Annotated in this window: 18 protein-coding genes and 1 pseudogene; 10 read left to right on the top strand and 9 right to left on the bottom strand. The window is 39.7% G+C overall.

Annotation, left to right across the window (positions count from 1 at the left end; genetic code table 11):
- Nucleotides 1-216 (top strand): annotated as a pseudogene (locus VB694_RS24420) (N-acetyltransferase); the annotation flags it as partial.
- A 1-nt stretch (nt 217) separates the two neighbouring features.
- On the opposite strand, the gene VB694_RS24415 reads toward VB694_RS24420, so the two are convergent.
- From VB694_RS24415 to VB694_RS24405, 3 genes are all read right to left on the bottom strand, one after another.
- The gene (locus VB694_RS24415) at nt 218-1,306 is read right to left on the bottom strand and encodes a hemolysin family protein (protein ID WP_323362921.1); all 1,089 of its coding nucleotides are present in this window, start codon (nt 1,304-1,306) and stop codon (nt 218-220) included.
- A gap of 211 nt (nt 1,307-1,517) precedes the next feature.
- The gene (locus tag VB694_RS24410; protein WP_323362920.1) at nt 1,518-2,915 is read right to left on the bottom strand and encodes an AtzE family amidohydrolase; all 1,398 of its coding nucleotides are present in this window, start codon (nt 2,913-2,915) and stop codon (nt 1,518-1,520) included.
- Nucleotides 2,912-3,100: a DUF4089 domain-containing protein gene (locus tag VB694_RS24405; RefSeq protein WP_323362919.1), complete on the bottom strand. Its 189-nt coding sequence runs from the start codon at nt 3,098-3,100 to the stop codon at nt 2,912-2,914. The genes VB694_RS24410 and VB694_RS24405 overlap by 4 nt, the downstream gene beginning before the upstream one ends.
- 299 nt (nt 3,101-3,399) lie before the next feature.
- Here VB694_RS24405 and VB694_RS24400 point away from each other — a divergent pair, with 299 nt between their 5' ends.
- Nucleotides 3,400-4,332: a glutaminase gene (locus VB694_RS24400; protein ID WP_323362918.1), complete on the top strand. Its 933-nt coding sequence runs from the start codon at nt 3,400-3,402 to the stop codon at nt 4,330-4,332.
- On the opposite strand, the gene VB694_RS24395 is transcribed toward VB694_RS24400, so the two are convergent.
- Nucleotides 4,327-5,580, bottom strand: coding sequence for a hypothetical protein (locus tag VB694_RS24395; RefSeq protein ID WP_416233502.1), 1,254 nt, complete (start codon nt 5,578-5,580; stop codon nt 4,327-4,329). The genes VB694_RS24400 and VB694_RS24395 overlap by 6 nt on opposite strands.
- A gap of 627 nt (nt 5,581-6,207) precedes the next feature.
- Between VB694_RS24395 and psaA the strand changes: the two genes are divergently transcribed.
- Both psaA and psaB read left to right on the top strand, forming a co-directional pair.
- The gene (gene psaA / locus VB694_RS24390; protein ID WP_323362916.1) at nt 6,208-8,466 is read left to right on the top strand and encodes a photosystem I core protein PsaA; all 2,259 of its coding nucleotides are present in this window, start codon (nt 6,208-6,210) and stop codon (nt 8,464-8,466) included.
- 111 nt (nt 8,467-8,577) lie between these two features.
- Nucleotides 8,578-10,809, top strand: a complete 2,232-nt coding sequence (gene psaB, locus VB694_RS24385; RefSeq protein ID WP_323362915.1) for a photosystem I core protein PsaB — start codon at nt 8,578-8,580, stop codon at nt 10,807-10,809.
- Between the two features lie 221 nt (nt 10,810-11,030).
- On the opposite strand, the gene VB694_RS24380 is transcribed toward psaB, so the two are convergent.
- From VB694_RS24380 to VB694_RS24370, 3 genes are all read right to left on the bottom strand, one after another.
- Complete coding sequence (locus tag VB694_RS24380) at nt 11,031-12,257, bottom strand: IS110 family transposase (RefSeq protein WP_323362914.1); 1,227 nt, start codon at nt 12,255-12,257, stop codon at nt 11,031-11,033.
- A gap of 245 nt (nt 12,258-12,502) precedes the next feature.
- Nucleotides 12,503-12,763 carry a hypothetical protein gene (locus VB694_RS24375; protein WP_323362913.1) on the bottom strand — a complete coding sequence of 87 codons (261 nt, stop codon included), beginning with the start codon at nt 12,761-12,763 and terminating at the stop codon, nt 12,503-12,505.
- Between the two features lie 27 nt (nt 12,764-12,790).
- Nucleotides 12,791-13,087: a hypothetical protein gene (locus VB694_RS24370; RefSeq protein ID WP_323362912.1), complete on the bottom strand. Its 297-nt coding sequence runs from the start codon at nt 13,085-13,087 to the stop codon at nt 12,791-12,793.
- A gap of 612 nt (nt 13,088-13,699) precedes the next feature.
- On the opposite strand from VB694_RS24370, the gene VB694_RS24365 reads away from it, so the two are divergent.
- Complete coding sequence (locus VB694_RS24365) at nt 13,700-13,903, top strand: hypothetical protein (protein ID WP_323362911.1); 204 nt, start codon at nt 13,700-13,702, stop codon at nt 13,901-13,903.
- A 154-nt stretch (nt 13,904-14,057) separates the two neighbouring features.
- On the opposite strand, the gene VB694_RS24360 is transcribed toward VB694_RS24365, so the two are convergent.
- Nucleotides 14,058-14,348: a KGK domain-containing protein gene (locus tag VB694_RS24360; RefSeq protein WP_323362910.1), complete on the bottom strand. Its 291-nt coding sequence runs from the start codon at nt 14,346-14,348 to the stop codon at nt 14,058-14,060.
- A gap of 29 nt (nt 14,349-14,377) precedes the next feature.
- On the opposite strand from VB694_RS24360, the gene VB694_RS24355 reads away from it, so the two are divergent.
- The 3 genes from VB694_RS24355 to VB694_RS24345 are packed head-to-tail and all read left to right on the top strand — an operon-like array spanning nt 14,378 to nt 15,947.
- Entirely contained in the window at nt 14,378-15,028 is a 651-nt protein-coding gene (locus VB694_RS24355) for a hypothetical protein (protein WP_323362909.1), read from the top strand.
- Between the two features lie 20 nt (nt 15,029-15,048).
- Nucleotides 15,049-15,234 carry a hypothetical protein gene (locus VB694_RS24350; RefSeq protein ID WP_323362908.1) on the top strand — a complete coding sequence of 62 codons (186 nt, stop codon included), beginning with the start codon at nt 15,049-15,051 and terminating at the stop codon, nt 15,232-15,234.
- Nucleotides 15,231-15,947, top strand: coding sequence for a hypothetical protein (locus VB694_RS24345; protein WP_323362907.1), 717 nt, complete (start codon nt 15,231-15,233; stop codon nt 15,945-15,947). The genes VB694_RS24350 and VB694_RS24345 overlap by 4 nt, the downstream gene beginning before the upstream one ends.
- 74 nt (nt 15,948-16,021) lie before the next feature.
- On the opposite strand, the gene VB694_RS24340 is transcribed toward VB694_RS24345, so the two are convergent.
- Complete coding sequence (locus tag VB694_RS24340; protein WP_323362906.1) at nt 16,022-16,600, bottom strand: tyrosine-type recombinase/integrase; 579 nt, start codon at nt 16,598-16,600, stop codon at nt 16,022-16,024.
- Nucleotides 16,601-16,802: 202 nt separating this feature from the next.
- Between VB694_RS24340 and VB694_RS24335 the strand changes: the two genes are divergently transcribed.
- The gene (locus VB694_RS24335) at nt 16,803-17,366 is read left to right on the top strand and encodes a hypothetical protein (protein ID WP_323362905.1); all 564 of its coding nucleotides are present in this window, start codon (nt 16,803-16,805) and stop codon (nt 17,364-17,366) included.
- On the top strand, nt 17,359-18,928 hold a 1,570-nt coding region (locus tag VB694_RS24330; RefSeq protein ID WP_323362904.1), incomplete at its 3' end, for a hypothetical protein. The genes VB694_RS24335 and VB694_RS24330, both read left to right, overlap by 8 nt.

Here is an 18,928-nt window from a genome sequence, read left to right as displayed (position 1 = left end):
CGATTAGAATTAGCAGACAAAAGAGGAGAAGCACTAGTCATTGTTTTGGGTTATCCCAAACTTTATACTCCCCTTGGTTTTCAACCATCAATAAATTATCAGATTGAAAGTCCTTTTCCAGTTCCAGAAGATGTTTTTATGGTGAAACCTCTTTCTGGTTATCAGGAAAAATATAAAGGTAAAGTTGTTTATCCTCCTGCTTTTCTCGACTTTTAAATTAATTAATACTGCTGATTTTTAGGTCTGGAAAATTATTTGTTTCTTGGGGATGAACAGTAGTCATAGACTGCAACATTTTTGCGCGTTTTTTACGGGCAATTTCTTGTAAATCCACAGTTTTATCAGTTTCATCTACAATTTCACCAGTTATGACCTCAAGCACGTCTTCCAAGGTAATAACACCAGCAACACATCCATATTCATCTACTACTACTGCCAGATGTTCGCGGGATTCTATGAAGTCTTTGAGAAGTTTATCAGCCCTAATTATCTCTGGAACAAAGCGAACTTTTCGAGTTAAGTCCGCAATTTTTTGATCCATACTTCCCTCAACCATTGCTGTTAGTAATCTTTGTTTCAAAGCAAATCCCAAAATTTGATCAATAGATTCATCAATGACAATAATTCGAGTATGTTGAGAAGCAATAATATCTGCTTTAGCTTCAGCTAAAGTTAAATTACCACGTATATATGTTAACATAATTTGCGGTGTCATTAAATCAGATGCTGTCACATCATTTAACCTAAACACCCTCTGAATCATTTCTGCTTCATCACTTTGGATAATACCTTCTTGCTGACCAATATTTGCTAATAATTTGATTTCTGCTTCATTAGTTGTTGGTCTTTTTCTACCTTTAGTAAAAGGTGTAGTGACATTTTCCAGAATCCAAACTAAAGGTGTAAAAGCCAGAGAAATTCCAGTTACAGGTATGGCTGTGAGTATAGCAATTTGTTCAGAATATCTCTCACCAATTGTCTTGGGCATAATTTCCCCAAAGATGATAATCAAGAATGTTAATATTCCTGAAAATACACCAAGCCACCTATCTCCTAATACTTGAGTGGCAATACTACCTGTGATAATACTACCAATGATGTTGAAAATATTATTGAGGATTACTATCGTTGCGATTGGTCGATTCATGTTTTCACGAATCGCCAGAAGTGCAACTGCGGCGGGGTTTTTAAATTCCGCTAATTGTCGAACTCTCAACGTTGAAACAGAAAATAGTGCCGTTTCTGTACAAGAACACAATGCTGAACCTAAAAGAAGCAGAAAAACAGTAATTACCAGCTGTAACATATAAGTTCCCAGTTATGGGAATACAAAGGTTGGTGGTTAGCTAAAAATTAGATGATCTAATTTATACATTAATATATGTATATATTAATAATTTTAACGCGATTTTCAATTTTCTAAATATAAAAATCTTATCCTATTGGTAAGCAATAGAAGGGATACTTATCACTTTGCCACTACGCAGTTAATCATTATTGTTTATATTTCAGCTTTTTTATTGTTGGTGCATTCTGCTATTATGCTTTATGCTGCTGGAAGCTATACCCTGTAACTCTAAAACTGTTGCAACTTGTAAAATTAAAGCTTCGTTATAGGGTGATGCTATTAATTGTACTCCTAAAGGTAGGGAATTTTCTTGATTTATCGGGACAGATAAAATCGGTAAACCAATAAAAGATAATGGTTGAGTAAATAAACCTAAATGTGGACGCACAAAAATTTCAACACCATCTAAATTCATCGTTTGCTGTCCAATTAATGGTGCTATAATTGGTGTGGTTGGGGCTATAATTACATCTACATTTTGAAATATTTCTTTAACTTGATCTCTATACCATCTTCTAAAACGTTGCGCTTGGATATACCAATGTTGTGGAATTAAAGTACCTGCTAAAAACCGATCTCGTGTTGCGGGATCAAAATCTTGAGGACGGAATTTTAACTTCTCAAAATGCAGATTTGCACCTTCACAAGCCGTAATTACAAAAGCCGCAGCACGGGCAATTTTTGCTTCTGGTATTGTTACATATTCAGTGACATTCAACGCATTAGCTACTTTTTGAACTACAGCTAAAGCTTCCGGGTCTGCACTTTGGGCAAAATAATCATCAGCAATGGCAATTCTAATCTTATTAATATCATTATTTATTTGTGGTAAACATTTTTCAATAGGGCGTTTTGTACAAACAGGATCTTTTTCATCTTCACCTTGCAAAACATCAAAAATTGTCGCAATATCTCTAACTGAATTTGCAAAATGACCAATGTGATCTAGACTGCTAGAAAATAATTTTACACCTGCACGAGACAACCTTCCATAAGTAGGTTTAAAACCAAAAATACCACATAAAGCCGCAGGAACACGAATAGAACCATTGGTATCTGAACCCAAACTAAAAGGAACTAAACCCCCAGCAACCACAGCCGCAGAACCACCGGAAGAACCACCTGCAACACGATTTAAATCATGGGGGTTATGAGTAGTACCATAATGGGCATTTTCGGTGACAAACCCATAAGCATACTCATCCATATTTAAAGCCCCAACTAACACTGCACCAGCTTTTTTTAACCTAGTAACTGCGGTTGCATCTTGGGTAGCTGGAGGGTTTTCAGCGTTAATTTTCGCACCTGCTAAAGTTGTTAAACCTGCAATATCAAATAAATTTTTTACTGCAAAAGGTACACCTGCTAAAATACCGGGATTGTTACCTTTAGCAATTTCTTGATCAATTTTTGCAGCATCTTGTAAAGCTGTTTCTATGGTAATATTTGTAAAGCAATTTAATTCCTGATTTATAGCAGCAATTTTCGTTAATGTTGTTTGAGTAATTTCCATTGCACTAAGTTTACCTGATAAAATATTTTCGGCTATATTTACAGCATCATTCATGGTTCAAAAGTTGGTGATATTTCAGTTTCTTCTGGTAAAGGAAAGTTATTAACAATTTCTGCCATTGATTTGATTATTTCAAAATTCGCAACCACTCCATCTTGATATTCATCATGTATTTGTAAATCTAATAATAAGGACATTTGTGCAACAAAATCACTTACGTTAAATTTCTGATTAATCATTTTTCTTTCCTTTATACTTTAGCGTCCTTATGTCCAAATTTTCCTTTACCAATTACATACAGAACTTTTCTATAGGAATAATATTCGATTTGTGAAAAGATACGTAGGGTGCGTCAGATATTACAAATCTGTTTATTGATAGAATTTATGCAGTCTGACGCACCCTACAATAATACTAATTTTTTCAAAAATCAAATATGAGTTCTATATAAAAATCAGTATTTAACCAAGGGTAATTTTGTGGTAATTCTGGTGATCTAATATGGGGAATCATAGTAATTTTAGATTGTAGATTTGAGATGGTGATCAAGATTTTGATACAACTAAAAAACATCAATACGGATAATTTATCTATTTGGGCAAAACAAGCAAAAACTACAATAAAAGAAGCATCTGTTATTCAACGCATTCCTCTTTTAGCTGTAGCTAACCCTAACTGGTTTGCTGTTCACATCTGTTGTGAGTCAGGAGAAAGTTATGGCTATGGTGATACTGCTTGCATATTTCCTTTAATGAGTTTAATTAAACCTTTTTCTCTATTGTATCTGCTGGAACTGTTAGGCTCTAAAAAGGTATTAGACTTAGTAGGGTTTAATCCTTCACAAATGCCTTTCAACTCTTTAGAGCAACTAATAACGGATAATGGATTTCCCCGTAACCCGATGATTAATAGTGGTGCTATTACTGTAGCTAATAAGTTACCTGGTACAAATGGAAATCATCGTACTCAATTATTCTGTGAATGGTTAAATCAATTAGCTAATTCTAATCTATATTTAGATGCAGATATTTTAGCTTCAGTTCGTAACAATCGTTCGCAGGTAAATGTAAGTATCGCGCAATATCTCCAGCAAACTCAACACATTGAAAATATTGAATTAGCTCTTGACACTTATGAACAAATATGCTGCATCTCTGGAAAAGTTGAAGATGTAGCGAAATTGGGAAAATTATTAGCTTGTGAAAGCAGTTTGGTGAATTCCCAACATCGCCAAATTGTTAACGATGTGATGTTGACTTGTGGACTATATGAAGCTTCTCCCCATTATGCAGTCAAAATTGGTTTACCCATGAAATCGGGCATAAGTGGTGCATTGTTAGCAATTGTACCAAATCAGGGGGCGATGCCAGCGGCTAGTGGAGCGATCGCCAGCTACAGTCCCGCTTTAGATAGTATAGGCAATTCTGTAGCGGGGCTGGCTTTTATCGAAGCTTTAACTCATAATTTATAACTCTGTTAGTTGGACCTGTGTTGTTTTGGGAACTTCAATTTCTGGAGTTGGGGATATTTCTATCTGAGGTTCTACCGTTGGTTGAGGTGTGGGAGAAACTTCAATTTCTGGAACTGGTGATTTTTCTACCTTGGGTTCTACCGTTGGTTGAGGTGTGGGAGAAACTTCAATTTTGGGAATTGGGGATATTTCTATCTGAGGTTCTACCTTGGGTTGAGGTGTGGGAGAAACTTCAACTTTGGGCGTTACAGTAGGTTTAGGTTCAGTAACAGGAATTTTAGGTGTGTAATTTGGGTCTACAATACCACGTACTTCATCAGCCGTAACTTCCCCTCTGACAATTCTCGAAAGAGTGTCTTTACCATTCGGTTGGTAATTAATCACTCTGACTGTACTGTTAAAGGCATTCTTAACAGGGTTTCCTTGGTTGTCAAGAAATTCCAGTTTTACCCAGTTTTTACCAGGTTTAAACCCCTTGAGGTAAACTGATTGCCAGCGGTCAAAAATAAAACTTTCACCATTGATTGTGCTGCGAATACGCCAATTGCTAATTGTATCTTCAGGATTATCTTCAGCAGCAATATGTAAAGGAGCATTAGTTAGGTAAAAATCCAACATAATTGGTTCTGCACCATAACTACCATTAGGACGACTATAGGTGAGAAGAGGTAGATTGGTGTCAGGGTTGTTATCGTCAGTTTTTGTAAAGATATGAAATCTTGTTTGGGCATAAGCGCCCTCATTCTTAAAGCTTTCATGCCAAGGACGAGACGCAAAAACGCGTAATGTATGTGTACCTGCGGATAAATCTGGCAAAACTAGAGGCTGATTCACATCATAAACAGCTATATAAGGTTGGTTATCCAGAATTACGTGCAGATGAGGACCTAGTTGCCATTGAGAATCTTTAAATATTGGTAAGTCTTTAACTTGGAAACGGACTTGAACAGTGTTATCTTCAATCACCTCATCTGCTGATGGTGTTAATATTGCTACTTGTGGCCGATAACTTTCTAAATGGGGGCGTAGTTCTTGAATGATTTCTGGAGGAGCAGTTTCAGAAAATTGTCGAGAAACTTGGGAGATTATTGTTCCTGTTTTTCGATTATCAATAGATACTTCTTGTCCACTAACTTTCTCAGCACAACTACTTAAATTAAGTACCAGCATCAATGTTATGAGCCACTTGCAGATTGGGAAGCTATTCTCTAGGAATTTCTCGAATGCCTTCTTGTATATACAGTTCATAGTTTTCACTCTTTGATTATCTTCAACAACATTCTCTTTTGTTCTCTTCATTACACTCCACACCCTAAATCCCACACCCTAAACCCCACACCCTGTTGAAACATATAGAGCAGTTGTTAGAGTAATTAGAACAATCTTAAAGATTGAGACCCTTATCAGATAGGAGTTTTAAAAATCTAAATGCTAACTGCTATAACTTTGTGATCTATAGGTGATCTATAGAAAAATTTTTCCCTCTCTCTGAATGAAATATACAAAATCAGTAATATTTATAACCGATTTTGCAAATTTCCATTTAAGCAAAACCAACATATATAGCTACAACATGATGATTTACGAGTGGATTAGTGATTAACTATAAGTTTTAAGAATTGTTATAGTTTGTAAATTAAATGAAAAAACTATTGACTTTTTGGCAATAGCTTTGAATATAAAAAGGCAGATATGGCAATAAATCTGGCAAGTTTGAATTATTGTTAAAATGTCTCCAACAAAGTACAAGTATAGACTCTATAATTCAACAGAAACAACAAATCCACACGCCTCCAGAAAATCTCTGGAAACGACGAGTAAAATTCACTCCGTGGTACCCATGATTCCTCATTCCTTATTCACAGAGGAGGTCGAATGACGATTAGTCCTCCGGAGCGAGAGGAGAAAAAGGCAAGAGTCATCGTTGATAAAGATCCTGTACCTACCTCATTTGAGAGATGGGCGCAGCCTGGACACTTCGATAGAACCTTAGCTAAAGGACCAAAAACCACCACCTGGATTTGGGACCTGCACGCCCTCGCCCATGACTTCGATACACATACAAGCGACTTAGAAGACATTTCTCGCAAAATCTTCTCTGCTCACTTTGGCCACCTGGCCGTAGTGACAATTTGGTTAAGCGGAATGATCTTCCACGGCGCTAAGTTCTCCAATTACGAAGCTTGGCTGGCTGATCCATTAGGAGTTAAGCCCAGCGCACAGACTGTTTGGCCTATTGTTGGACAAGACATTTTAAACGGTGATATGGGCGGTGGTTTCCACGGCATTCAAATCACTTCTGGCTTGTTCCAAGTATGGCGTGGCTGGGGTATAACTAACTCCTTCCAGCTATATGTAACTGCAATTGGCGGCTTGGTATTAGCAGGTTTATTCCTGTTTGCTGGTTGGTTCCATTACCACAAACGCGCTCCCAAACTGGAATGGTTCCAGAACGTGGAGTCAATGTTGAATCACCACTTGGCAGTATTGCTAGGTTGCGGTTCCTTGGGATGGACAGGTCACATCATTCATGTGTCCGCACCAGTTAACAAGCTATTGGATGCTGGTGTTGCCATTAAGGACATCCCCTTGCCTCACGAGTTCATTTTGAACAAAGACTTAATCACCGAGTTGTATCCCAGCTTTGCTAGTGGTTTAGCTCCTTTCTTCACATTGAACTGGGGAACTTATGCTGACATTCTGACCTTCAAAGGCGGATTGAACCCAGTAACTGGCGGCTTGTGGATGACTGATATTGCTCATCACCACTTAGCGATCGCTGTACTGTTCATCATTGCCGGTCATATGTACCGCACCAACTGGGGTATCGGTCACAGCATCAAAGATATCCTAGAAAACCACAAAGGACCCTTCACTGGCGAAGGTCACAAAGGTCTTTACGAAAACCTGACCACCTCTTGGCACGCTCAGTTGGCTACTAACCTAGCCTTCTTAGGTTCCTTGACAATCATCATCGCGCATCATATGTACGCGATGCCTCCCTATCCATATTTGGCAACTGACTACGCTACACAGTTGTGTATCTTCACTCACCATATTTGGATCGGTGGCTTCTTGATTGTTGGTGGTGCTGCTCACGCAGCGATCTTCATGGTGCGGGATTATGATCCTGTTGTTAACCAAAACAACGTATTGGATCGTGTAATTCGTCATCGTGATGCTATCATCTCTCACCTCAACTGGGTTTGTATTTTCCTCGGCTTCCACAGCTTTGGTTTATACATCCACAACGACACCATGCGTGCATTGGGTCGTCCCCAAGATATGTTCTCTGACACTGCAATTCAATTGCAACCAGTGTTTGCTCAGTGGGTGCAAAACCTACACACACTAGCTCCAGGAACAACTGCACCCAACGCACTGGAAACAGTAAGTTATGTGTTCGGCGGTGGTATGTTGGCTGTAGGTGGTAAAGTTGCGGCTGCTGCTATTCCTTTAGGAACAGCTGACTTCTTAATTCACCACATTCATGCTTTCACCATTCACGTCACCGTGCTGATCCTGCTCAAAGGTGTATTGTACGCTCGCAGTTCTCGCCTGATTCCAGACAAAGCTAACTTAGGCTTCCGCTTCCCTTGCGACGGTCCAGGTCGTGGCGGTACTTGCCAAGTTTCCGGTTGGGACCATGTGTTCCTGGGACTGTTCTGGATGTATAACTCCTTGTCAATTGTAATTTTCCACTTCAGCTGGAAGATGCAATCTGATGTCTGGGGTACTGTAGACGCAGATGGTGTAGTAAGTCACATCACCGGTGACAACTTTGCTCAAAGTGCGATCACCATTAACGGTTGGTTGCGTGACTTCTTGTGGGCGCAAGCTACACAAGTAATCAACTCCTACGGTAGTGAACTGTCCGCTTATGGACTCATGTTCTTAGGCGCTCACTTCGTTTGGGCATTCAGCTTAATGTTCCTGTTCAGTGGTCGCGGCTACTGGCAAGAACTAATTGAGTCCATCGTTTGGGCGCATAATAAACTGAAAGTAGCACCAACAATTCAACCCCGCGCATTGAGCATCACTCAAGGTCGGGCTGTAGGTGTAGCTCACTATCTATTAGGAGGAATTGCCACCACTTGGGCATTCTTCCACGCACACATCCTTTCGGTAGGTTAACAATTTCAGTGGATATTTTGGGTTTTGGATTGGAGATTCAAGCCAAAATCTAAAATCCAAAATTTCACTGACAGCAATGAATGGCTAAAGGTCAGAGGAATCATTAACCCTATGGCAACAAAATTTCCAAAATTTAGCCAGGATCTCGCACAGGACCCGACTACCCGTCGGATTTGGTATGCGATCGCAACAGGAAACGACTTTGAAAGCCACGATGGCATGACTGAAGAAAATCTTTACCAAAAGATTTTCGCCACTCACTTCGGTCACTTGGCAATCATCTTCCTGTGGGCATCCAGCCTCCTGTTCCACGTAGCCTGGCAAGGTAACTTTGAACAGTGGATTAAAGATCCCCTGCACGTCCGTCCTATCGCCCATGCGATTTGGGACCCTCACTTCGGCGCTCCCGCAGTTGACGCTTTCACCCAAGCTGGTGCAAGCAATCCTGTAAACATTGCTTACTCCGGTGTTTACCACTGGTGGTACACCATCGGGATGCGGACAAACCAAGAACTGTACACCGGTTCTGTAGGCTTGCTCCTGTTGGCAGCATTGTTCCTGTTTGCTGGTTGGTTACATTTACAACCCAAGTTTCGTCCTAGCCTCTCTTGGTTCAAGAGTGCAGAACCCCGTCTGAACCACCACTTAGCTGGTTTGTTCGGTGTAAGCTCCTTGGCTTGGGCAGGTCACTTGGTTCACGTTGCTATTCCTGAATCCCGTGGTATTCACGTAGGTTGGGATAACTTCTTGACTGTAGCTCCCCACCCAGCAGGGTTAACCCCCTTCTTCACAGGTAACTGGGGCGTTTATGCTCAGAATCCTGACACCGCTGGACAGTTATTTGGTACTTCCACTGGTGCTGGTACTGCGATTTTGACCTTCTTGGGCGGTTTCCACCCGCAAACAGAATCCTTGTGGTTGACTGACATGGCTCACCACCACTTGGCGATCGCAGTTTTATTCATCATTGCTGGTCATATGTACCGCACTAACTTCGGAATTGGTCACAGCATCAAAGAAATGCTGAACTCCAAATCCGGTTTAGTTCCCGGTAGCAAGAGCGAAGGTCAGTTTAACCTGCCCCACCAAGGTCTATACGACACCATTAATAACTCCCTACACTTCCAACTGTCTTTGGCATTGGCAGCACTGGGAACTATTACTTCCTTGGTAGCTCAACATATGTACGCTCTGCCTCCTTATGCGTTCATCGCTAAGGACTACACAACACAGGCAGCACTGTACACCCACCACCAGTACATCGCTGGTTTCTTGATGGTTGGAGCTTTTGCTCACGCCGCCATCTTCTGGGTTCGTGACTATGACCCCGAACAAAACAAGGGTAACGTCCTTGACCGGATGTTACAGCACAAAGAAGCGATCATCTCCCACCTCAGCTGGGTATCTCTCTTCTTGGGCTTCCACACCCTGGGCTTGTACGTTCACAACGACGTAGTAGTTGCTTTCGGTACTCCTGAAAAGCAAATCTTGATTGAGCCAGTATTTGCTCAATTCATCCAAGCTGCTCAAGGTAAAGCTCTGTACGGATTGGATGTATTATTGTCCAACCCTGACAGCATTGCCTATACTGCATATCCCAACGCTGGTAACGTTTGGTTGCCTGGTTGGTTAGATGCCATTAACTCTGGAACAAACTCCTTGTTCTTGACAATTGGTCCTGGCGATTTCTTGGTTCACCATGCTTTCGCTTTGGCTATCCACACCACCACCTTGGTACTTGTTAAAGGTGCTTTGGATGCTCGTGGTTCTAAACTGATGCCCGATAAAAAGGACTTCGGTTATGCGTTCCCCTGCGACGGTCCCGGCCGTGGCGGTACTTGCGACATCTCCGCATGGGACGCTTTCTACCTGTCTATGTTCTGGATGTTAAACACCATTGGTTGGGTAACTTTCTACTGGCACTGGAAACATCTAGGTATTTGGCAAGGTAACGTTGCTCAGTTCAACGAAAACTCTACCTACTTGATGGGTTGGTTCCGTGACTACCTCTGGGCTAACTCTGCTCAGTTGATCAACGGTTACAACGCCTTTGGCATGAATAACCTGTCTGTTTGGGCTTGGATGTTCCTCTTTGGACACCTAGTTTGGGCAACTGGTTTCATGTTCCTCATCTCTTGGAGAGGTTACTGGCAAGAGTTGATCGAAACCTTAGTTTGGGCGCACGAGCGTACTCCTCTAGCTAACTTAGTTCGCTGGAAAGATAAGCCCGTTGCTCTCTCCATTGTTCAAGCTCGTGTGGTTGGTTTAGCTCACTTCACTGTTGGCTACATCGTCACCTACGCTGCGTTCCTCATTGCTTCTACTGCTGGTAAGTTCGGTTGATCCTGACTGCTAGTTTTAGGTAAGTAACAAAAAATCCCCTGCCGTGAGGTGGGGGATTTTTTTAAGTCTGAAAAAAGTGACTCCACATTCAGGAATTATGCCCAATCTTCATAAACAACACTTCTGGATGAATAGTTTTCGCTTTACAGGAATATCCGGTAAGCGTAAAGCTCAGTGGCTTTAGCCCTGAGAGTGTCAATTCACTGAAACTTTCAATATTTTCAGCCTAAAACATTTACCAGTTTTTTAAAAAGCAGTTTCACCGCCTTGACTGCTGCTCTACTTCTCACCAGGGCTACTGGTACACCTGCTTTTTTCTCCTTGTCCACCCATGACCCCAAATGAATCACCTCAAATTCATCCTTATTCTCAATCTTTCGAGAGACCAACAGGGAAGGTGAAGCTGCACGCCGACGAGCCGGTTCGACTGCTGAAAATACCCACTGCCAAATCGCTTTTCTACAAACAGCACTACCACCAGATACTTTATTTTTGGAAATATCACCAGATGACTCCTGAGTAGGCGCATACCCTAAAGCTTTCTGAAACCTTCTCAAACTCAAGTATCTTTTGGTAGGTTTTCCAGAAATTCTTCCTTTACGAATTTTCACAGATGGTTTACCATCTTCACCAAAAAAGTTTTCCAGTGGGAATATCTGACTAATGATGGTGGCTTGTAGGCGATCGCCAAAATTGAACTCTTCAAACACTTGTATATATTTTGCAAATCTACCATCTTTAAGTAATACAGATAATTCATCTTCAATCATTTGTTCCTCACGCTGCAAACTACAGATACGCTGAGAGTGAAATTTCACCGAGTCAGTTAATCCCAGTCCGGCTGTTTTAGCGTAAAGTTGATCATACTTTTTACTTTTTCTTTCACCGGCTAACCAACCCCAAAGCAAAGGCACATCACCAGAAACGCTACGCTTGGAAGTGACTAACGCGACCTCTGGAAATTGCCAAGCTAAATCTTGTCTGGCACGGTTGATGATTGGTGATTGCACTTTATTTAGATGGTTTAATCTCAAAATCAATTCTCTGATTCTGGAAACAACTGGATCTAAAACTCTCACCCATCGAGAGCGATCGCTACAATAATCAAAGTAGTAACAAGCTATGGCCAGTGAGTCGGCATCATCATCTTTGTCAGGCAATCCCAGATGATTTTCTCGGTAACGTCTCAGTTCCTTGTGTCCAACCAACCTAATTTCTACCCCGGCACGGGTTAAAAGTTGAGTCCAAAATTTAGAGTAGTTAACCCCGGTGGGCTCCAGAATTGCCACATCTGGTTTAAGTGCCAAAAGTCCAGATATCCCAGCTTGATTGTTCTGGAAGTGATGAAACCTGCAATCATAATAAAATTCTCTAACATCACTCGGTTTGCTTTCAAGTAAGCAGCACGAAACTGATGATTTAGAGACATCTAAACCAATTATTCTCATATAATTTGTAAAGGGTGTGACTAAAGTTACGCTTACGAATCACCCAAAGGCCAGAAATTAATCAGCCTGATTCAGCCTCAAAGCAGCAAAAGTAACCAAGCTTATGAAAATAAAAAAGCCAAAAAGCTTATTTCGATACCAAAGCCTTAAGTTACTTTTGCAGTTTGCGAAATTGGTTTGGACCCAATCCGCGACACACCAGGGGGTGTGTTTCGGCTGCGGGGTCAGCAGCCATCGTCAGGCGGTTAATTATTTGGCGGTTGGTTGTAACTTTCCAGAATTTTTTGAATTTGATTATCTATTTTGTCCTGAGACCATGTTCCAATTTCTGCGATCGCTTCCCTGGTAAATTTAACAATTAGAGCAAGATGAGAAGAATTAGTCACTCCAGAAAGTAGCAGTGCTATCCTTGAAACTGCATAATTACCAGCAACGAGTCGACGCTTACTGACTAGTACATAATCATCGTCGTAGGGTTGTAGGTGAGGTTTGGGGATGTTGTTCATTGTTCAATCTGCTAAATTAACTTTCATTTATTCTTCTCCAGGTGGGTTATCTACTTGAACCACTACAGATTTTTGATTCAGTTGCCAACAAGTTGATACTATAAAATCAGCACGTCTGGATACCTGTTCATCGGTCATCTCATTGAAAACGTTATCAGCTGCAATCCCAAACATTGCAGCCACGTCATCTGAATTCCAATTCATCTTTTGTGCGATAAATTCAACCATGCCGCTAAGTGTGGCAGTGTTAACTAACAGTGTTCTCTTATGAATAAGGACGTATTCCTTGTCATAAGGTAGTAATGATTTTGGTATTTCTGTCATTATTGTTTACTCCAAAAAACTACAGTAGTTGGATAAGCTGACGCTGATTTCAAGATTTTGGCATATTGATCCGCGTCAGTTCTAGAACGGAATGAAGTTACACAAACCCATCTTGAGTCAATGAGTTGCATAACATCCCAAGGTGAAAGCTTTTGTTTATAGGATGTGTTTATCATGGAATTCCAAATCAAAGTAAGCTACGAAGTTACTACCTTCTACATACTTGGGATGAGAAGATTTTTTGATAACTAAATTAGTCGGCCGGTTAAGTTTTTAAAGTTACCTCCTTAGTTATTAGTTATTAGTTATCAGTTATTAGTTATTAGTTATTGGTCATCAGGTCGTAAGTACAACGCAGACATGAAATAATCACCGCGCTGCTCAACTCGTGATCAGCGCCTAAGTCTTCGGTGATTGCAGGGTGTTTCCGCGCGGGACGCTCGCAGTCAAGTGCGCGGGTGCTTGCTCCTTGTGGGAATCCCCGGTGTGGGGCGGGAGCGGTTCAATACAACAATCTTATTAAGATGCTTGCCAAATGTCAAGTATCTTACTAAGATATCTTATAGACAATCCTGTTATCTTATTAGGATGTGAGTTGTGTGATTACCACAAATGCCCAAAGCCAAACACCGAGAACATGGGGAACTAAAGAAAGTAATATCCTTGGGTCTTACCCCAACCGGATTACAGGGACTAGACACTCAAGCTCAAAAAATGGGAGTAAGTCGTTCTCAGCTAATAGAAATGATAGGGAGGGGAGAAATACCGATAAACGGAGTAGACAAACAATTACTGGGGGAATCTTACTCCAGCTGATTTCTAATACTCGCGCTCAAATATCAGAGTCTGAAAATCATTTAATTGATCTAAGAAAACAGTTGGAGTTACTGGAGGAACTATCCGAAAGTTTTCATGTTGAAGAATAAACCGTCCCCTTCTCACAGGTCTGGGGACGGTTTTTTAATGCTGATTATTTGAGTTCTGATCGCAGATCATCAAGTGGTGACTGTGGCGCTTGTGGTTTGTCAGGAATAAATTCTATCCGAATACGGATTTTTCCTGGTATCCATCCACCACCACTAGATTTGAGAACCTGACACTCTCCACCATCCTCTAAACATTGCTCTAAGTAGTTTCCATTTCTCAAAGCTGCAAATATTTGCTTGATAATCTTCAGAAAATCTCTAACCTTGTAAGTGCGTTCGCCATTATCGCTGATAGCAAGCACAACATCATTGTCGTCCAGAATGCTGTTACTCATTTTTAGTTCCTTACTTGACACAAAGTAGTATGCCAAATACATGGACAGAAAAACACGACCAATTTTGTCTAAAAAACAAAATTCCACCAGCTGCGAAACTTCTGTGGCAGTGGCTGATCAGAGAAGGTGTAGTGATTGAAGTTGAACCAGATTTGTCAGAGTTCAACAAATGGGTAGAGAAACATCGGGGTAAAGCCTACGCTCACAACTACCTCAAAAAGATGTTCGCGGTGTTAGTAGAAAATCGTGTAGTGCAAGTTGTAAGACAGTATTCTTGGAAGATATTCAAGTTGCTTGTGCGACCACTCTCATGGTTAAATCCACCCAAGAAACGAAAATTACACAATGATAATTCTAGTTACAAAACACCCACCTCAAACCCTGGTAATTTCGTTGATGCTGATGTTCAGCAGCAGCATATCTTATCTAACCAAGAATTGATGTCTCATGAGGGTATTCATTTTGACACTCAAGAAAAAGAAGTTTTAGACCGTCCTCAATTTGAAATTAAAGCCGCGCTGCTCTTGTTTAAACTTCGCGGCGCTGCTGAAAAGATTCTTAATCCAGAGGGCTGGGTTAGGCATTGCTTACGCCGTCGTTACTGGGAGCAGCCAACAAATTACGCGGCCATCTGCCAACACTTTGGCGGTGCGGTGATGGAAATTGAGGATTACTTCTAGATTGTTTACCGGGCAAACAAATGATAGTACGTTTATACTCTGGCTATGGTCATTGGGCTGATCATGAATTACCAGGGGAATACCTACCTAACTATATATTTTGGACTGGTTTTTTGTACCGCCATATTGGCAACGGTCATTATAAATCAGAGCCTTACCTATTTATTTCACCCAACGATACAGGCATCAAAGGGGGTCAAAAATGACTACCCTATTTGATCTTAACCAATTCACAAATAAGCCACAAATTAAGGCAGTCAGTGATAGTTATTGGGATGAGATAGTTTTAGATTCTGAAGGCACGATTGATCAGAGCGGTCAAACCTCACTTTTTTATGATGACTCGCAAGAGCCACCAGACCCAGATGATTATCCTGATCAGGAAAATTATGACCGGGCATGGAGCGATTGGGAGAAGTTGCACTCAGACTTTAAACCAGAGATGACTTTTCCAGAACAAGAGGAAGAGGAATTTATAGATGATGTTGTTCTGGAAGAGTTACCTATGAAATTAGAATTTATAGAGGATGGTATCTACTGGCATGAAGGCAGACAGCTAAAAGCCAAGATTATCAAAATCTATAAGTCTGTTCAGAAAGCTGATGTTTATTATGCGGGTGATATTTTCAAGGAAAGAATTTATCTATCAGAGCTTTCAAGTCTTCCAGAACAAGATAAACAAGACCATCCAGAACGACCGCGAACTCTTCCAGAGAAGTCGTTAATTAACCAATGGGTTGAGCGGTATTACGTCACCAGGTCAGGGAATAAATATTGGTACAACCGTTACTGCTACTACCAAAAACGGATTAAACATATTCACATACCCAATAAACCTGATTTAAAGGAGAGGGTGGAACGTGCGATCGCACTGGGTAAGCTTCCCCATGAAATTGAAAAATTAATTAAATCAACTTGATTAATAAAAAATCCCCTAACGCGCATAGGGGATTTAAATGTCAAGTAATTGCTCGGGATAGGACAAACATACCATTAAATAGTAGAAATTGCACCCATTACCTCGTCCATGCCAATTTCTATGTATTTGTCCAAAGACTTAAAATCTTTGTGGCCAGTTATTCGTTTTATCGTCGAAGTTGATACGCCATTAGCATGAAGTTTGGTTATAAAGCTTCTACGGGTGCTGTGAGTTGAAAATCCTTTATTACTCAAACCAGCTTTACCTACCGCTGCCATAAAAATCTCATAAGCAGCACGCCAACAAATATGTCCACCATGTCGATTTGGAAACATCCACTCGGTTCGTGAATCGTATTTATAGGATTGTAGTGCGTCACGTAAATTTGGATGAATTGGAATCTGCCTAGTTTCACTGCTGCCGTCAGGCCGTTTTTTACGGGTAGACGCTCTGAATGTGATCACGCTTTTTAAACTACCATCTTCATTATAGATGTCTGAGCATTTAAGCTGAACCAAAGCGCCCCACCTCTCACCTGTGTACCAAGCTATATCAAGTAGAATTTTATATTTATTTGATCTAATGTTCCTTCTGATTTTTAAATATTCTGAATCAGAAATTATTGCGGCTTGTCCATGTCGTAAATTTTTCATATTTATTTATTGTTCCACTTTTACCTTATAGGTAGGTGAAAGTGGAATATTTGCATTTTCACCTACTAGCCATAATAGCCTACAAAGCATATATGACAAGGCTTTCTTTTGTTATTTGTAAGTTCCATTTCTATGTAAAAGTGGAATATTTACAGCAATTTCATTTTCAAGTATTAATTAGCTATGTATGGGATTTGTATGTATGACTGTTTACTGTAATGAGGGTGAAATAGCAAGAGTGATTTTCCCTGATGGGAGTATTCAAGATTTTCCTGATACTCCCGTGAATATCCAAATATCTGAAGAAATAGGGTATCAATGCCAAAGGATAATCATAACGGTAACATTCAACTCGTTTGGAGGTATAAGAAAGGAAACTAATGGATATTATTATGGGGAAATTTTAGGTTGGAGAAGTAATGGAACTTCCATTGAATTTCTATGTAGGGGATCGGATCGACAAGGGGGAGGATGCAGAATTGATATTGGCTGGAGATATGGATTTAATTATGGTGGGTTTTTGATTACTGAGCCAAGGGATTTTATATATCAAACTGACGGTTATGAAATCATTCCAACTAAATACAGAATTAGAATTGTAGGAAGTAGTGGGGGTGAATTATTTAATCAATTATTTGATTCTCCTGATTATTCAGTTGAATGTATTAGTGGATGTAGTGAAAATGAAATTGACTGCAACGACTGTTGTCTAGATTGTGAAGATATTTTAAATCAAGTTTGTACCATTAAATCTATATTTGGATAATATGACTACTTGCGATTCAATTCTTAGTGAATTAGGTGCTACCCAAGCCGCTGCTAGTTCAATTAGTGGAAGACTAGATCAAGTTTTAGCAAATCAATCTGGCATATTATCTAGATTATCTTCTTTAGAAAGTAAAGTTAATAGCTTGGATGGCAAGTTTGATGCTTTAAACAATGCTATTGATTCCTTAGAAAATGTATTAGTTAATTTAATTGGTAGTATTCGTGATGTTTTACTTGCAGCGATTAACGGATTAAATCAGGCGATATTATCATTAATTGATTTAATTAGAAATTTATTTGGTGGCAATAATAATGATAGAGCTGATGAAATTATAGCGAAAATAAATCAAGCGGCTTATGAAATTATTGGTGGACTTCAACTAATAAATAAAAGTATAGGAGAAACTGAATCTGATATCTTAAATAGGATAGATTCTTGTTGCAATCATTTAGCCTCCTTAATTAATTCATTAAAAGACTTGCAAGATTTAGATAAAATAATAGATGCTATCAACTCATTAGAAGGAAGAATCAAAGAATCTATAGGTGGTTCAGAAGGTAGAATCACCAATGAAATAAACCAGAATGAAGGTAAGCTAGATATAATTCTAACCAAATTGGTGACAGATGAGCCTGGTTGGGTTGATACTTTAATTGGATTACTGAATGGTGCGCTTAATATACTTGATTTATTGAGAGGAAATAAAGTTGATTTAAATCCTGTCTTGCAATCAATAAATAGCTGCTGTAATAGCTTAGATACACTAATTAGAGGAATAAAATTTGATGATTCAGATATTAAAATTGCTATTGATGCTAGTAAAAATTATATTGCATCAAGGATAGATGGTAACACCAATATACTAAATAGCATTGATTACAAATCGTCCAGCATACTAAATGCTGTTAATAATTACTCTAACAACACAAATGTATTAAACTTAGTTTACAACACATCCAATAACATCAGCAACTCTTTTAGTTCTTTAACTAATAACATTCAAGATATCAAAAACTCCGTTAATAATATTACCAATACAGATGTTACCAATAACTTGATAGATATTACTAATAGTTTGACAGATATCAAAAACTCCGTTAATAATATTACCAATACAGATATTACCAACAGTTTGATAGATATTAAAAATCGAACTATTGTCATACAAGAAACTGTAGACTCAATAGATAGTACACCACCCGGCTCAGTCGAGTTAGAGCAAATTACAGTCCCTGTATTCCTTAGATGCAGTGCCGATGGTCAGCCGGAGTTTGAACAAACTAATATTTTTGTACCTAAAGGACAAGAAACAGCGGAGTTTTTAAAGTTTGAAAAATTAGCAGAAATTGAAGCTGCTAAATGTCAATCAACAATTAGAATACCTATATTTGTTAGATGCGATGACAACGGTGATCCAGAATTCAACGAGACTGATATTTTAGTTCCTAAAGGTCAAGAAGCAACTGAATTACTGAAGTTTGAAAAATTAGCAGAAATTGAATCTATTAAGTGCAAACCAGCCGTAGCGGTAGTCCCTGAGTGGTGGCAAGTTAGGCGGG

The organism is Anabaena sp. UHCC 0451 (assembly GCF_034931405.1).
In the GTDB taxonomy this organism is placed as follows: Bacteria; Cyanobacteriota; Cyanobacteriia; order Cyanobacteriales; family Nostocaceae; genus RDYJ01.
This window is presented reverse-complemented; position numbering and strand designations above follow the sequence as displayed.

Coding starts and splice junctions, on each gene's coding strand:
- VB694_RS24415 (WP_323362921.1), bottom strand. CDS start 1,306: ATGTTACAGCTGGTAATTACTGTTTTTCTGCTTCTTTTAGGTTCAGCA.
- VB694_RS24410 (WP_323362920.1), bottom strand. CDS start 2,915: ATGAATGATGCTGTAAATATAGCCGAAAATATTTTATCAGGTAAACTT.
- VB694_RS24405 (WP_323362919.1), bottom strand. CDS start 3,100: ATGATTAATCAGAAATTTAACGTAAGTGATTTTGTTGCACAAATGTCC.
- VB694_RS24400 (WP_323362918.1), top strand. CDS start 3,400: ATGGTGATCAAGATTTTGATACAACTAAAAAACATCAATACGGATAAT.
- VB694_RS24395 (WP_416233502.1), bottom strand. CDS start 5,580: ATGAACTGTATATACAAGAAGGCATTCGAGAAATTCCTAGAGAATAGC.
- psaA (WP_323362916.1), top strand. CDS start 6,208: ATGACGATTAGTCCTCCGGAGCGAGAGGAGAAAAAGGCAAGAGTCATC.
- psaB (WP_323362915.1), top strand. CDS start 8,578: ATGGCAACAAAATTTCCAAAATTTAGCCAGGATCTCGCACAGGACCCG.
- VB694_RS24380 (WP_323362914.1), bottom strand. CDS start 12,257: ATGAGAATAATTGGTTTAGATGTCTCTAAATCATCAGTTTCGTGCTGC.
- VB694_RS24375 (WP_323362913.1), bottom strand. CDS start 12,763: ATGAACAACATCCCCAAACCTCACCTACAACCCTACGACGATGATTAT.
- VB694_RS24370 (WP_323362912.1), bottom strand. CDS start 13,087: ATGACAGAAATACCAAAATCATTACTACCTTATGACAAGGAATACGTC.
- VB694_RS24365 (WP_323362911.1), top strand. CDS start 13,700: ATGCCCAAAGCCAAACACCGAGAACATGGGGAACTAAAGAAAGTAATA.
- VB694_RS24360 (WP_323362910.1), bottom strand. CDS start 14,348: ATGAGTAACAGCATTCTGGACGACAATGATGTTGTGCTTGCTATCAGC.
- VB694_RS24355 (WP_323362909.1), top strand. CDS start 14,378: ATGCCAAATACATGGACAGAAAAACACGACCAATTTTGTCTAAAAAAC.
- VB694_RS24350 (WP_323362908.1), top strand. CDS start 15,049: ATGATAGTACGTTTATACTCTGGCTATGGTCATTGGGCTGATCATGAA.
- VB694_RS24345 (WP_323362907.1), top strand. CDS start 15,231: ATGACTACCCTATTTGATCTTAACCAATTCACAAATAAGCCACAAATT.
- VB694_RS24340 (WP_323362906.1), bottom strand. CDS start 16,600: ATGAAAAATTTACGACATGGACAAGCCGCAATAATTTCTGATTCAGAA.
- VB694_RS24335 (WP_323362905.1), top strand. CDS start 16,803: ATGACTGTTTACTGTAATGAGGGTGAAATAGCAAGAGTGATTTTCCCT.